The sequence below is a fragment of the Enterobacter wuhouensis genome (assembly GCF_004331265.1).
GTDB classification, from domain to species: Bacteria; Pseudomonadota; Gammaproteobacteria; order Enterobacterales; family Enterobacteriaceae; genus Enterobacter; species Enterobacter wuhouensis.
Genome location: NZ_SJOO01000008.1, coordinates 1 through 14,361, shown reverse-complemented (window position 1 = coordinate 14,361; position 14,361 = coordinate 1). Strand labels below are relative to the sequence as shown.

The following is a 14,361-nucleotide window of genomic DNA, read 5'->3' as shown; positions in this document are numbered from 1 at the left end:
ATGACGCAGCCCCTTCTCAGCATTGATAACCTGTCGATTGCCTTTTCAACGCAGGGTGAAATGCGTACCGTGGTCAGCGATCTGTCGCTGCAGATCCAGCGCGGAGAAACGCTGGCGCTGGTGGGCGAGTCGGGTTCAGGCAAGAGCGTCTCGACGCTGTCGGTCCTGCGCCTGCTTCCTTCCCCGCCGGTCAGCTACCCGCAGGGAGATATTCTGTTTCACGGCAGCTCGCTGCTGCATGCCGACGAGCAGACGCTGCGCGGCATCCGCGGCAATAAAATCGCCATGATTTTCCAGGAGCCGATGGTTTCCCTGAATCCGCTGCACACCCTGGAAAAACAGCTGTACGAAGTGCTTTCTCTGCACCGAGGCATGCGCAGGGAGGCGGCGCGGGGTGAGATCCTCGACTGCCTCGAACGCACCGGCATTCGCAACGCGGCCAAACGGCTGAGCGATTTCCCGCACCAGCTGTCCGGCGGCGAACGTCAGCGCGTCATGATTGCTATGGCCCTGCTCACGCGGCCAGAACTGTTGATTGCCGACGAACCCACCACCGCGCTGGACGTGACGGTGCAGGCGCAAATTTTGACGCTGCTGCGGGAGCTGCGTGACGAGCTGAACATGAGCCTGCTGTTTATCACCCACAATCTGAGCATTGTGAGAAAGCTGGCCGACAGCGTCGCGGTCATGCAAAACGGACGATGTGTAGAGCAGAACGCGGCAGCTACGCTGCTCAACGCGCCTCAGCATCCCTATACGCAGCGGCTGCTCGATAGCGAACCCTCCGGCGACCCGGTTCCCCTGGACGCTGGCAGCGAGCCGCTGCTGCGCGTTGACGACCTGCGCGTTTCCTTCCCCATCCGCAAAGGCATTTTGCGGCGGGTGGTCGACCAAAATCCGGTGCTAAAAAATATCCGCTTTTCCCTTCGTCCGGGAGAATCACTCGGGCTGGTGGGCGAATCGGGTTCGGGTAAAAGCACTACCGGGCTGGCGCTGCTGCGTCTGATTGCCTCTGAGGGCGAAATCCTCTTTGACGGTATGCCGCTGCAGGGCCGAAACCGCCGCCAGATGCTGCCCATCCGCCCGCGGATGCAGGTGGTTTTCCAGGACCCGAACTCATCGCTCAACCCAAGGCTAAGCGTGCTGCAGATTGTCGAAGAGGGCCTGCGCGTCCATCAGCCTGCGCTGACCGCTAAGCAGCGCGAAGACGAGGTGGTGCGCGTGATGACGGAAGTCGGGCTGGAGCCCGACGCGCGGCATCGTTATCCGGCCGAGTTTTCCGGCGGGCAACGCCAGCGCATTGCCATCGCCCGCGCGCTGATCCTGAAGCCGGAGCTGATTATTCTGGATGAACCTACGTCATCGCTGGACCGCACCGTTCAGGCGCAGATCCTAACGCTGTTAAAAGGATTGCAGGCAAAACACAGGCTGGCCTATATCTTCATCAGCCACGACCTGCAGGTCGTTCGGGCGCTATGCCATCAGGTGATTGTCTTGCGGCAGGGAGAAGTGGTCGAGCAGGGAGAGTGCCAGCGCGTATTTGCTGCACCGACGCAGAGCTACACGCGCCAGCTATTATCAGCGGACTAGCGCTTAGAAGGGATACTGCCCGGAGAAGGGTTCGGCGATAGCCACGCCAAAGTTTTTCAGGCGGCAGGTAGCGGCGAACTCGTCCTGGCTGTTCACAAACAGGCACGGCTCCCCTTCACACTCCACGACGGAGCTATCCACTTCGATATCGGTCAGCGCCTGGCTGAGACGCTCCATCACAGGCCATGCGTTTTCGTCGCTCGGGCTAAGCAGCTTGAGTGCAACCAGACAATTCTCGCACCCGGCAGCGCTTTGCGGAATCGGTTCAACTTTCGAACCTGCAAAACCCGTCGACCAGCGATAGCTCTGGGGCAAGCGATGGACAATGGAGAGTTGTAATGTATTCACGTTCGTTCCCCGGAAGCAAATTTACTTCACAATTTATTTACATTTATAGTAACACATCATCGCAAACCTGCACTCATCGGCGGTTTTTATAGGCGTTACAGGTTCGCGTCGGCGCTATATGTACCCGTTTCTGCGATCTAACTCAACCTTTTTAAATACAATGATGTGACTTTTTACATAAATAGATTTTACATAAAAGAAACAAACACAGGGTAAACGAACGCGGGTTTGGTTGATATGCATCAACAAAAAGGCCCGTATCGGGCCTTAGGTGGGGGTTAGTTAGCCGCTTTACGCGGCCGGCTGGCATAGAGATAGAAAAGAATAGAGCTGGTCGCGCAAAATCCGATCGCCCACAGCATTGGCCAGGCGGTGTTAAACGTCGCCATGGAGAGCAGCGCACCCACGACAGCACCAATGCCGAAGCGGAACGTCCCGGCCAGCGACGATGCCGTCCCCGCCATATGCGGGAACTCGTCGAGGATCACCGCCATCCCGTTGGACGATACCATCGAGACGCAGCCGACAAAGGCGGCCACGCCGACCACCAGCGCCCAGAATCCCACGTCGAAAAACGCGCTCACCACCAGCCAGATGGCCATCACAAACTGTATCCACAGCCCGGCGCGGAACATATTGATCGCCCCGACTCTGCGGACAAAGCGGCTGTTAATGATGGTCATAACGAACAGGAAGACGATGTTCAGCGCAAAGTAGTAGCCAAAGTGCTGAGGCGAAACGTGGTTCAGCTCGATGTAAACAAACGGCCCGGCGCTCAGGAAGGAGAACATCCCGGCAAAGCTGAAGCCGCTTGCGAGCATGTAGCTCAGCACGCGCTTGTGGCGGAACAGCGAGGCAAAGTTGCCGAGCGTGGTGCGGATATGGAATTTCTGCCGACGCTCAACGGGCAGCGTTTCATCAATAAAGAAGAAGATCATCGCCGACGCCAGCAGCGCGGCTATCGCCAGTATCCAGAAAATCGCATGCCAGCTAAACCACACCAGCACCGCCCCACCGGCCATCGGGGCCACCAGCGGCGCAATGGTCGTTACCAGCATGACGAACGACATCATGCGGGAGAACTCTTCTTTCGGGTAAATATCGCGCATCAGGGCGTTGATCACCACGCTTGCCGCTGCCGCCGCCAGACCGTGGAAGAAGCGCATAACGATCAGCTGATCGATGCTCTGCGCCAGCGCGCAGGCTACGGCTGCGCCCGCAAAGATCAGCGTACCGCCCAGGATGACCGGCTTACGCCCAAGGCTGTCGGCCATCGGGCCATAAAACAGCTGGCCAATGGCAAAACCGAGAATATAGGTACTGAGCGTCATCTGCGCGCTGCCTGCCGGAACGCCAAACTGCGCGGAAATCACCGGGAGCGCAGGCAGGTACATATCGATAGACAGCGGCATCAGCATGGCCAGCAGGCCAAGAATGAAGACGATTTTGAAAGACGAGTGTGGCCTGGTGGTCACAGAGTTCTCCTGAAATTAATGCGAAGGCAGACCGACGCTCGCGATCTCTTCTTCCGTCAGCGGGCGATATTCGCCAGGTTCCAGATCCGCGTCGAGTTCAATCGCCCCGATACGTTCGCGGTGCAGGCCCACGACGTGATTGCCCACCGCGGCAAACATGCGTTTCACCTGGTGATAGCGCCCTTCGCTGATGGTCAGACGCACTTCCGTCGGGGTAATGACCTCAAGTACTGCCGGTTTGGTCAGATCTTTTTCATTATGCAGCTGAACGCCTTTGGCGAATTGCTCTGCCGTGTCATCCGCAACAGGCGACTCCAGCGTCACCCGATAGGTTTTTTCACAATGATGACGCGGGGAGGTAATGCGGTGCGACCACTGGCCGTCATCGGTCATCAGCACCAGGCCGGTGGTATCGATATCCAGACGCCCCGCGGCATGCAGCTTGTGCGCCACCGGTTCGTCGAGGAAGTAGAGCACCGTAGGATGATCCGGATCGTCCGTTGAACAGACGTAGCCTTCCGGCTTATGCAGCATGAAATAACGCGGGCCGTGCTGCTGGGTCAGCGGATTGCCGTCATACTCGACCTGATGCTCAGGCTGAAGTTTGAAAGCGGTGTCTTTCACAATGTCGCCATCCACGGTAACGCGGCTGGCGCGAATTTCGCGCCCGGCAATAGCGCGGCTTACGCCGAGTTGCTGAGCGATAAACTTATCAAGTCGCATGAAATCTTTTTAGCCTTAATGGTGCTGAGAGTCGGACAACGCATCCGAAAAAGAAGCAGTCAAGAACGGTTCAGTATAATGGTCTGGTTGCGCCACTCAAGGGAAAAAGTTTCGTGGCATACTATACGCGGAATAACGAAACCGAGATCTCATGACTTTTACACTCCGTCCCTATCAGCAGGAAGCCGTTGACGCCACCCTCGCCTGGTTCCGTAAGCATCGGGAGCCTGCTGCCATTGTGCTTCCGACCGGCGCAGGCAAAAGCCTGGTGATTGCCGAACTGGCGCGTCTGGCGCGCGGGCGCGTGCTGGTGCTGGCGCACGTCAAAGAGCTGGTGGCGCAAAACCATGCCAAGTATTGCGCGCTTGGACTGGAGGCCGATATCTTCGCCGCCGGGCTAAAGCGCAAAGAGAGCCACGGTAAGGTGGTGTTTGGCAGCGTGCAGTCCGTCGCGCGCAATCTGGACCTGTTTCGCAGCGAATTTTCGCTGCTGATTGTCGATGAGTGCCACCGCATCAGCGATGACGACGACAGTCAGTACCAGCAAATCCTCTCTCATCTAAAGGAAGTAAACCCTCACATTCGCCTGCTCGGCCTGACGGCAACGCCGTTTCGTCTGGGGAAAGGCTGGATTTACCACTTCCACTATCACGGCATGGTGCGGGGAGACGCGAAAGCGCTGTTCAGCGACTGCATTTACGAGCTTCCGCTACGCTACATGATTAAACACGGCTACCTGACGCCGCCGGAGCGCCTGGATATGCCCGTCGTTCAGTACGACTTCAGCCGCCTGCAGGCGCAAAGCAACGGCTTGTTCAGCGAAGCGGATCTCAATCAGGAGCTGAAAAAGCAAAAGCGCATTACGCCGCACATCATCAGCCAGATTGAGGAGTTCGCGCAGACGCGCAAAGGGGTGATGATTTTTGCGGCTACCGTTGAACACGCGCGCGAAATCACCGGCCTGCTGCCCGCTGACGACGCCGCGCTGATTACCGGCGAAACGCCCGGCCCGGAACGCGATCGTCTGATTGAAGCGTTCAAGGCACAGCAGTTTCGCTATCTGGTTAACGTCTCGGTATTAACCACCGGGTTTGACGCCCCGCACGTCGACCTGATTGCGATTTTGCGCCCCACCGAATCCGTCAGCCTGTATCAGCAGATTGTTGGCCGCGGACTGCGCCTGGCACCGGGGAAAACCGACTGCCTGATTCTGGATTATGCGGGCAACCCGCACGATCTCTACTCCCCTGAAGTGGGCACGCCTAAAGGCAAAAGCGACAACGTGCCCGTTCAGGTCTTCTGCCCTGCCTGCGGGTTTGCCAACACCTTCTGGGGCAAAACCACCGCCGACGGTACGCTGATCGAACATTTTGGCCGCCGCTGTCAGGGCTGGTTTGAAGATGATGACGGGCATCGCGAGCAGTGCGATTTCCGTTTCCGCTTTAAAAACTGCCCACAGTGCAACGCCGAAAACGATATTGCCGCCCGCCGCTGCCGCGAATGCGACACGGTGCTGGTCGACCCTGACGACATGCTGAAAGCGGCGCTGAAGCTGAAAGATGCCCTGGTACTGCGCTGTTCCGGCATGGCGCTGCAGCCCGGCGCCGATGAAAAAGGCGAGTGGCTAAAAATTACCTATTACGACGAGGACGGCGCGGACGTTAGCGAGCGCTTCCGGGTCCAGACGCCGGCCCAGCGGACGGCCTTCGAACAGCTGTTTATCCGCCCGCACACCCGCACGCCGGGCGTGCCCCTGCGCTGGATAACCGTTGCCGACATCGTTCATCAGCAGGCGCTGCTGCGCCATCCTGATTTCGTCGTCGCCCGTAAAAAAGGTCAGTTCTGGCAGGTGCGTGAGAAGGTCTTTGACTACGAAGGACGCTTCCGCCGGGCGAATGAATTACGCGGTTAACGGGACTTTTCGTTGATGTGCGGGGCATTTGAGTATAAAATGCCGCCCGCTTCACATCCGTGAGGCAGAACACTCGCCTGCTGCTGGGTCGCCTGTAGCAGGGTTTTAAATACAGAGAGAAATCAATGTTCACTATCGAAGCAGAAGTACGTAACGTGCAGGGTAAGGGTGCGAGCCGCCGCCTGCGTAACGCTAACAAGTTCCCGGCTATCGTTTACGGTGGCGAAGCTGCTCCAGTTGCTATCGAACTGGATCACGACAAAGTGTGGAACATGCAGAACAAAGCTGAATTCTACAGCGAAGTTCTGACCATCGTTGTTGGCGGTAAAGAAGAAAAAGTGAAGGTTCAGGCTGTTCAGCGTCACCCGTTCAAGCCAAAACTGTCTCACATCGACTTCGTTCGCGCGTAATCGCAAACCTGTCGAAAAAAAACCCCGCGTCTGCGGGGTTTTTTTATGCCTGCTATTTACCGCCGGAGGTGCGGCGCTGCAGCTGATCGCGCAGGTTCGGCGGCGTGCCCTTGATGGTCAGGGTGTCGGTGGCCGGATCCCAGAAAATACGCTCACCGAGCAGCATGGCGTCAAAGTTCACGGTTAGCCCACCGCCGCTGCCGGCAAATTTGGTTAACTGACGCAGCGTGCTGCGATCCGCCGGGAAGCTCTCTTCCAGCTCGTAGCCTTTCTCCGCGGTGAATGCCTGGAAGCTGACTTCGCTCACGCCCGCCAGCTCTTTAGACAGCGACTCCAGCTCAATCTCTTCGCCCGCCTGCAGCTGTTCGTTGCAGTAGCTGTAAACCTGCTGACGCACGGTCTGACGCTCGGATTTATCGAGCTGCGCCTCTGCGGTGAAGTCATCTACCGCCTGCAGCAGACCTTTGTTCTGCGCTTTAGCGTTGAGGCCTTCGCTGGCACCGAGGAAGTCCATAAAGAAATCCGCCACTTTACGACCCACCCGCCCTTTCAGGAAGGTCAGGTAGCGGGTCGATTCCGGATTGGTTTCCCACTCGGTCAAATCAATACGCGCCACGATGTCGGCATGGTTAATATCCAGATAGTGCGTAGAGCTGATATCCAGCTGCTCGTTCACGCGCATGCTGCTTAAGTTATTCAGCACGGTGACCAGCAGATACTCCACCGCCAGGTAGCGATAGTGACAAAACAGGACGATACCGCCATCGGCAAACGGATATTTCGCCAGCTCGTCGCGCAGGCGACCGGCGGCAGCACGGCTAAACGCCAGGAAATCCTCTTCACCCTGACGTTGCAAACGCAGGCTGTCCGCCAGCTCGCTCTCATCGCTGAACAGGCCGTAGGCTTTATTTTTCGCGCTGTAGACGCGGTGCAGCTCCGCCATCATTTCTACAACGGTAGCAGTGGGTTCAAGCAACGAATCGCGCAGCACCACCTCAAGGGTTTGCTCATCGCGTTTGATAAGCTGGTGCAAGGCAATCTGGTTGATTTCCAGACTCATGATAAACTCTCCTTTTAGACCGGGCGGTATTCAACCACCACCAGCGCATGTGTGCAACAGAAGATAAAAAAGGGGAAAAAAAGCTGTTGCTACGGTAATATGTCGCCCTTCTCTCAACAAACTGATTTTGATTTATGCCACAACATTCCCGCTACAGTGACGAACACGTTGAACAATTGCTCAGTGAGCTGGTCAACGTACTGGAAAAACATAAAACGCCGACCGATCTTTCCCTGATGGTATTGGGAAATATGGTCACCAACCTTATCAATACCAGCGTTGCTCCGGCTCAGCGTCAGGCGATCGCCAAATCTTTCGCCCAGGCACTGCAGTCTTCCGTTAGCGACGACCAGGCACACTAAGGGAAACGAACAACAGTTTATGGTGACGAACCGTCAGCGCTACCGTGAAAAAGTCTCCCAGATGGTCAGCTGGGGGCACTGGTTTGCCCTGTTCAACATTCTGTTGGCGACGGTCATTGGCTGTCGTTATCTGTTTGTGGCGGACTGGCCAACGACGCTAACCGGGCGTATTTACTCCTGGATGAGCGTGGTCGGCCACTTTAGCTTTCTGGTTTTCGCCACCTACCTGCTGATTCTGTTCCCTCTGACGTTTGTCGTGATGTCGCAGCGCCTGATGCGCTTCTTGTCCGCGATCCTCGCGACGGCGGGCATGACGCTGCTGCTGATCGACAGCGAAGTCTTTACCCGATTCCACCTTCATCTCAACCCTATCGTCTGGGAACTGGTGATTAACCCCGACCAGAACGAGACGGCACGCGACTGGCAGCTGATGTTTATCAGCGTTCCGGTCATTCTGCTGATTGAGATGCTGTTTGCCACCTGGAGCTGGCAAAAACTGCGCAGCCTGACCCGGCGGCGCCATTACGCGAAGCCCGTTGCCGCGCTCTTTTTCGTCTCATTTATCAGTTCGCATATCATGTATATCTGGGCGGATGCGAACTTCTATCGCCCCATTACCATGCAGCGCGCTAACCTTCCGCTCTCTTATCCAATGACGGCGCGTCGTTTCCTTGAGAAACACGGCCTGCTGGACGCGCAGGAGTATCAGCGTCGTCTGGTGGAACAGGGGAATCCCGAAGCGGTCAGCGTCCAGTATCCGTTGAGCGAGCTGCGCTATCGCGATATGGGTCGCGGTCAAAACGTTCTGCTGATCACCGTCGACGGGCTTAACTATTCGCGTTACGAGAAGCAGATGCCTGCGCTGGCCGATTTCGCCAGGCAGAACGTCGCGTTCACGCAGCATATCAGCTCCGGTAACTCAACCGATGCAGGCATTTTTGGCTTGTTCTACGGGATTTCAGCCGGATACATGGACGGCGTGCTTTCTGCACGCATTCCTGCGGCGCTGATCACCGGGCTGAACCAGCAGGGCTACCAGTTAGGGCTGTTCTCCTCGGACGGCTTTAACAGCTCGCTGTATCGCCAGGCGCTGCTGTCTGATTTCTCGCTTCCGGCCGCACAAAGCCAGTCGGATGAGCAGACTGCAAATCAGTGGATCAACTGGCTTCAGCGCTATGCACAGGAAGATAACCGCTGGTTCTCATGGGTTGCCCTTAACGGCACCACCCTGGATGACAGCAACCAGAAAGGTTTTGCACGCCGCTACGGTCGTGCAGCAGCGGATGTGGATGCGCAAATCGGGCGCGTGCTGGATGCATTGCGCGAGTCGGGCAAGCTGGACAGTACCGTAGTGATTATCACTGCAGGTCATGGCGTACCGCTGGGCGATCGGTCGAAGGAGATGGAGTGGTCGCGACCTAACCTTCATGTTCCGCTGATCGTCCATTGGCCGGGCACGCCGGCGCAGCGCATTAATATGCTGACCGAACATAAAGACGTGATGACCACCCTGATGCAACGCCTGCTGCACGTGAGCACACCGGCAAACGAGTATTCTCAAGGGCAGGATCTCTTCAACGCCACGCGCCGCCATAACTGGGTTACCGCGGCAGGCAATAATTCGCTGGTGGTTACCACGCCAGAGCAGACCCTGGTGCTGAACAGCAACGGTAATTACCAGACGTATAACCTGCAGGGCGAGAAGATTAAAGATCAGAAACCCCAGTTAAGCCTGCTCCTCCAGGTGCTAACAGATGAGAAACGCTTCATCGCTAACTGATTAATTTTAAATCAGTTAGCGACACGTGCCCTTGCATTCAAAAAGGAATCGAGTAGTATTCTTTTTATGCGTCGGCACGTAGCGCAGCCTGGTAGCGCACCGTCATGGGGTGTCGGGGGTCGGAGGTTCAAATCCTCTCGTGCCGACCAAAAACATATTGAAAACCAGCCACTTATGGCTGGTTTTTTTATTGGTAGTTTTCTTACGGGGAAATATTGGGGAATAACTGGGGAATAACTACCGGTAATTACTGTTCAATCGGACGAAAAAATCCCATCGTGTAGATTGTATCACTCGCTTGACACTGTATATATTTACAGTAAAAATATAGCTTCCTCTCACAGAGATTAAGGAGACTGTTGTGTTTGTTGAGTTGGTTTACGATAAGCGAAATGTCCAGGGCTTGGATGGCGCCAGAGAAATTATTTTGGCTGAGCTGACGAGGCGAGTTCATAACATATTCCCTGATGCTGAAGTGAAGGTGAAACCTATGCAGGCTAACGGATTGAATAGTAATGCCAGCAAAAGTGACCGTGAAAAGTTGAACCGTATGCTGGAGGATATGTTTGAAGAGTCTGATATGTGGCTTACTAATGAATGAATTTCCATATTGTCATCACAGCGAACCCGGATCCCCTACCGGGTTTAGCTTTCTCTTTTGGCATTGTCGCAACTTTGCGTAGCTCCTTCCAGTTTCACAACGCATCGCTTTACGCATTTCATCATCATTAGCATAATCAGCGCGAATCCGTTTGTAGGACTTAACCAGCGCGCACTACTTTTTCTCCCTGCCCTATACTTTCAGTCTGACTGACTGGAGGTTCCTATGTGTGGACGTTTTGCACAAGCCCAAACCCGTGAAGAATATCTGACATACTTGGCCGATGAAGCCGATCGTGACATTGCGTATGAACCGGAACCTATAGGCCGGTACAACGTCTCGCCCGGTACCAAGGTGCTGCTCCTGAGCGAACGCAACGAGCAGCTGCATCTTGATCCAGTCCTGTGGTCTTACGCGCCCGAGTGGTGGGATAAACCGCCACTGATTAACGCACGCGTCGAGACGGCGGCCACCAGCCGAATGTTCAAGCCTCTCTGGCAACATGGCCGGGCGATCTGCTTTGCGGATGGCTGGTTCGAATGGAAGAAGGAAGGAGACAAGAAACAGCCCTACTTCATTCACCGGGCCGAGGGCCAGCCAATATTTATGGCGGCTATCGGCAGCACACCATTTGAGCGTGGAGACGAAGCTGAAGGTTTTCTCATCGTGACATCTGCAGCTGATAAAGGTCTGGTCGATATTCACGATCGCCAGCCACTGGTTCTGTCACCGGAAGCGGCTCGCGAGTGGATACGTCAGGATATAGGCGGGAAAGAAGCTGAAGAGATAGCAGCCGACGGCGCAGTGCCTGCCAACAAGTTTATCTGGCACGCTGTTACACGCGCGGTTGGAAACGCCAGAAATCAAGGAAAAAATCTAATAGAAACAATAAATTAACCTTTTTGGTTAATTTATTTTTCTTGATGGGTTTACTTTTTTTATGGTTAGAGTATATTTAGAACATCTGGCGTAAGCCACAATGAAAGCACTGAGGATATGACTATGGCTCTTACTGATTTCGGAAAGGCCGTAAGGAAAGCTCGGATCGATACTGGTTATACTTTGCTTACAATGGCAAAGGCTTTAGGAACAACACCTGCTTTTCTAAGCGGGCTCGAAACAGGGACTAAAAAAATACCAGAGAAATGGGTAACGGCAATCAATGAACTTTTTGCAGCGCAAGGTTATTACATTGATGATCTCGATGTTTTAGCTTCTATCGCGAATGAATTGGTACCTATTGAAGGTTTACCAAAGCAACAACAAATGCTTGTTGCTGGTTTTGCAAAATCGGAATTCACCCATGAAGAATTAAAAAAATTTGCAGAATTACTTGCAGAAATCAACAAAAAATAACTGCTTAGGAAACTGTTATGCATTTAATGCGCGGTACACGTGTTCGTCCTCTGAGTGAAATGGAAATTAAAGCGATAGCTGTAAATGCTTGCTTTGCACTCGGATTTACTAGTAAGTATAAATACCGGCGTAGACCGCGCAGATTTGACGTAGCGCTGGAAACATTATCTCAATGGAATATTGTCCTCGATCCAATGGATGATGACGAATGGTTTCAGGAAACGCTGGGTCTAACGATTGGACACTGTGAACCTGACAAACTGACTATCAGGGTTCCAAACCATATCTATGAAATGGCATGTGGCGGTGAACGATCAGCGTTATTTGTTATATTCCATGAGCTCGGGCACTTGCTACTACAACATAAGCCAGCCTTACACTTTGCGAATGCCATGCCGGAACAAAATGAAGATTCTGAATGGCAGGCGGATCTTTTCGCAGAAACGATGCTCGATAAATTGGGCTATCAAACAGCACAGCTTTGCTTTGAATTTTATTGAAAAAAGCCCTGTTGACGCAGGGCTTCTTAGGGGGCGAGCTATGTTGACGCATAACTCGGTGTGTATGGAGAAATCTACCGCTACACAAAATGCTTGACGGCTAAAAGTATAGTGGTTCTCCTAACAAGGTGCAATCTGTTTAGATTTACAGGCTGTACATTTACATAGGAGATCTCACATGAAAACTGGCTATTGTCCAAAATGTGGGAATTCGTGTGAAGTAACCTTCACGCCCTATGTAATGAAGGATGGTAAAATCATCCGCCCTAAAAAGGCGAAAGTTTTTGTTATCCCTCATTGCAAATGCAGCGAGAAAAAAGCTGCTTAATTAACTAAAAAGGCTGCGTAAAGCAGCCTTTTTACTTCACAATTAATAAATCTGATATGCGAGTAGTATATCGGGGTGAAAGCAACTGCCGCTTCATCTGCCACTGCTGTTGAATGCCCTGCCCGGCAAAGAAGAGTGTTCCTTTCCCTTCTTTCGCGTTCAAGTGATCGAGCACATCCATCAACTTATCGCTTCCAGCGCGCGGCGCGTGCTCATCGAAAAGGTTCAGCTGTGCCACCCCTTGACTGAAAAAATCTCCCAGCATAATTCCAGCCTTTTGATAGCGGTGCCCATCCTTCCAGATTTTGTCCAGGCACTTTACCGCGGCGTTGATGATGTCGCGGGAATCCTGAGTGGGGGTGAGAAGCTTCACTGACGCGCTGTTGCCGTAATACGGCTCGTTCAGGGCAAAAGGTGACGTCTTCACGAACGCAGAGATAAAACGGCAATACTGGTGTTCGCCGCGAAGCTTTTCAGCACCACGCGCCGCATAGCTGCAAATAGCCTGCCGCATCTGTTCGTATTCGGTAACGCGTTCACCGAACGACCTGCTACAGACAATTTCCTGCTTAGCTGGTGCAAACTCCTCCAGATCCAGACATGGTTCGCCGCGCAGCTCCCGGACAGTTCGCTCCAGGACGACATTGAAGTGCTTTCGAATAATCCACGTACTCTGCTCAGAGAGGTCCAGAGCCGTTTTGATTCCCATAGCGTTCAGCTTCTTACTGATGCGCCTGCCAACGCCCCATACATCTTCTACAGGCACGATAGCCAACAACCGACGTTGCCGATCGATATTGGACAAATCGACCACCCCGCCGGTCTGCCTCTGCCATTTCTTCGCTGCGTGGTTTGCCAGCTTAGCGAGTGTTTTTGTCTGCGCGATGCCAACCCCAACGGTCAGGTGCGTCCGCTTCAGAACGGTAGCGCGGATCTCTTTGCCGAACTCCGTAAGGTCCCGGCAGTTGCGAACACCTGTCAGGTCGCAAAAAGCTTCATCGATACTGTAAATTTCGACGCGGGGGCTCATTTCCTCAAGCGTCGTCATTACCCGGTTCGACATGTCTGCGTACAGCTCATAGTTGCTGCTGAAGCAAACAACCCCAGCGCGACGAAATAAGTCCTTTTGCTTGAAGAAAGGCTCTCCCATTGTAATTCCAGCGGCCTTGGCCTCGGCGCTGCGTGCGATTACACAGCCATCGTTATTTGAGAGAACAACAACCGGCCGCCCTCTCAGGTCCGGCCTGAATACAGTCTCGCATGATGCATAGAACGAATTCACATCACAGAGAGCAAACATATTCAGCTCGCAGATTTAACGATGAAAGTCACGACGCCGAAAACGTCCAGCGTGTCTTCGCTGCCAACAACAATCGGGCTGTAGGCGCTGTTCATAGGGTTGAGTTGTACGGTCGGGCGCAGCTGCAGGCGTTTAACAGTGAACTCCCCTTCCACCGCGGCGATCACAATGTCACCATGCTCAGCAGTCCTGGAGCTGTCCACCACCAGCAGATCGCCGTCACTTATCCCGGCTTCGATCATAGAATCGCCCGCGGCTTTGACGAAATACGTTGAGCTCGGGTGAGCGACAAGTAACTCATTGAGATCAATGCGCTGTTCAACGTAATCAGCCGCGGGGCTTGGGAAACCACACTGCACTAAGTAACTGAAAAGCGGGAGAGCAATAATTTCTCGCAGTTCTGCAGGCCTGATAAACTCCATAATGCACACCTCAAATACTGTTTTTATATACAGTAGTTTCATTTGGGTATGCATGCAAGACATAGGGTCTGTCATGCCTGATTAAAGCTTCGCCGTTTCGTTTCTAAGTTTCTATGTCGCTTCGAATTATGAGTTTTGTAAATTTTATGGCCGCAACTCTATGTCAGCAGATTTAAGCCTGTTTTGAAGCGGGG

The 14,361-nt window shown here is 53.9% G+C and carries 16 protein-coding genes and 1 tRNA gene; 11 read left to right on the top strand and 6 right to left on the bottom strand.

What is annotated here, in order from left to right; all coding sequences use genetic code 11:
* Window positions 1-1,590, top strand: coding sequence for a microcin C ABC transporter ATP-binding protein YejF (gene yejF, locus E0L20_RS16875; protein ID WP_131634954.1), 1,590 nt, complete (start codon window positions 1-3; stop codon window positions 1,588-1,590).
* Window positions 1,591-1,593: 3 nt separating this feature from the next.
* Here yejF and E0L20_RS16870 read toward each other — a convergent pair whose 3' ends face one another.
* The 3 genes from E0L20_RS16870 to rsuA all read right to left on the bottom strand — a co-directional run bounded on the left by E0L20_RS16870 (window position 1,594) and on the right by rsuA (window position 4,136).
* A complete protein-coding gene (locus E0L20_RS16870; protein ID WP_131634953.1) occupies window positions 1,594-1,938 on the bottom strand; it encodes a YejG family protein in 345 nt (114 codons plus the stop codon).
* A gap of 278 nt (window positions 1,939-2,216) precedes the next feature.
* Window positions 2,217-3,413 (bottom strand): Bcr/CflA family multidrug efflux MFS transporter, encoded by a 1,197-nt coding sequence (locus tag E0L20_RS16865; protein ID WP_131634952.1) that lies wholly within the window; start codon window positions 3,411-3,413, stop codon window positions 2,217-2,219.
* Between the two features lie 15 nt (window positions 3,414-3,428).
* Window positions 3,429-4,136: a 16S rRNA pseudouridine(516) synthase RsuA gene (gene rsuA, locus E0L20_RS16860; RefSeq protein WP_131634951.1), complete on the bottom strand. Its 708-nt coding sequence runs from the start codon at window positions 4,134-4,136 to the stop codon at window positions 3,429-3,431.
* 151 nt (window positions 4,137-4,287) lie between these two features.
* On the opposite strand from rsuA, the gene radD reads away from it, so the two are divergent.
* Window positions 4,288-6,048: a DNA repair helicase RadD gene (gene radD / locus E0L20_RS16855; protein ID WP_131634950.1), complete on the top strand. Its 1,761-nt coding sequence runs from the start codon at window positions 4,288-4,290 to the stop codon at window positions 6,046-6,048.
* Between the two features lie 125 nt (window positions 6,049-6,173).
* Complete coding sequence (gene rplY / locus E0L20_RS16850; protein WP_022648733.1) at window positions 6,174-6,458, top strand: 50S ribosomal protein L25; 285 nt, start codon at window positions 6,174-6,176, stop codon at window positions 6,456-6,458.
* A gap of 52 nt (window positions 6,459-6,510) precedes the next feature.
* On the opposite strand, the gene yejK is transcribed toward rplY, so the two are convergent.
* Window positions 6,511-7,518, bottom strand: a complete 1,008-nt coding sequence (yejK, locus tag E0L20_RS16845) for a nucleoid-associated protein YejK (protein ID WP_131634949.1) — start codon at window positions 7,516-7,518, stop codon at window positions 6,511-6,513.
* Between the two features lie 134 nt (window positions 7,519-7,652).
* Here yejK and E0L20_RS16840 point away from each other — a divergent pair, with 134 nt between their 5' ends.
* The 8 genes from E0L20_RS16840 (at window position 7,653) to E0L20_RS23895 (ending at window position 12,445) form a co-directional block, all read left to right on the top strand.
* The gene (locus E0L20_RS16840) at window positions 7,653-7,880 is read left to right on the top strand and encodes a YejL family protein (RefSeq protein ID WP_001135586.1); all 228 of its coding nucleotides are present in this window, start codon (window positions 7,653-7,655) and stop codon (window positions 7,878-7,880) included.
* 19 nt (window positions 7,881-7,899) lie between these two features.
* A complete protein-coding gene (yejM, locus tag E0L20_RS16835; RefSeq protein WP_131634948.1) occupies window positions 7,900-9,660 on the top strand; it encodes an LPS biosynthesis-modulating metalloenzyme YejM in 1,761 nt (586 codons plus the stop codon).
* A 72-nt stretch (window positions 9,661-9,732) separates the two neighbouring features.
* Window positions 9,733-9,809, top strand: a tRNA-Pro gene (locus E0L20_RS16830).
* 212 nt (window positions 9,810-10,021) lie between these two features.
* Window positions 10,022-10,261, top strand: coding sequence for a DinI family protein (locus E0L20_RS16825; protein ID WP_097535544.1), 240 nt, complete (start codon window positions 10,022-10,024; stop codon window positions 10,259-10,261).
* 225 nt (window positions 10,262-10,486) lie between these two features.
* Entirely contained in the window at window positions 10,487-11,158 is a 672-nt protein-coding gene (locus tag E0L20_RS16820; protein ID WP_131634947.1) for an SOS response-associated peptidase, read from the top strand.
* Window positions 11,159-11,263: 105 nt separating this feature from the next.
* Window positions 11,264-11,617 carry a helix-turn-helix domain-containing protein gene (locus tag E0L20_RS16815; protein WP_063157297.1) on the top strand — a complete coding sequence of 118 codons (354 nt, stop codon included), beginning with the start codon at window positions 11,264-11,266 and terminating at the stop codon, window positions 11,615-11,617.
* A 17-nt stretch (window positions 11,618-11,634) separates the two neighbouring features.
* Entirely contained in the window at window positions 11,635-12,117 is a 483-nt protein-coding gene (locus E0L20_RS16810; protein WP_063157296.1) for an ImmA/IrrE family metallo-endopeptidase, read from the top strand.
* 178 nt (window positions 12,118-12,295) lie between these two features.
* Complete coding sequence (locus E0L20_RS23895) at window positions 12,296-12,445, top strand: hypothetical protein (RefSeq protein ID WP_154816095.1); 150 nt, start codon at window positions 12,296-12,298, stop codon at window positions 12,443-12,445.
* 31 nt (window positions 12,446-12,476) lie between these two features.
* Here the strand turns inward: E0L20_RS23895 and E0L20_RS16805 are convergent, their stop codons facing one another.
* Together E0L20_RS16805 and E0L20_RS16800 are read right to left on the bottom strand one after the other, a co-directional pair.
* Window positions 12,477-13,745: a Y-family DNA polymerase gene (locus E0L20_RS16805; protein ID WP_131634946.1), complete on the bottom strand. Its 1,269-nt coding sequence runs from the start codon at window positions 13,743-13,745 to the stop codon at window positions 12,477-12,479.
* Between the two features lie 2 nt (window positions 13,746-13,747).
* Entirely contained in the window at window positions 13,748-14,167 is a 420-nt protein-coding gene (locus E0L20_RS16800; protein WP_131635093.1) for a translesion error-prone DNA polymerase V autoproteolytic subunit, read from the bottom strand.
* Window positions 14,168-14,361 lie beyond the last annotated feature (194 nt).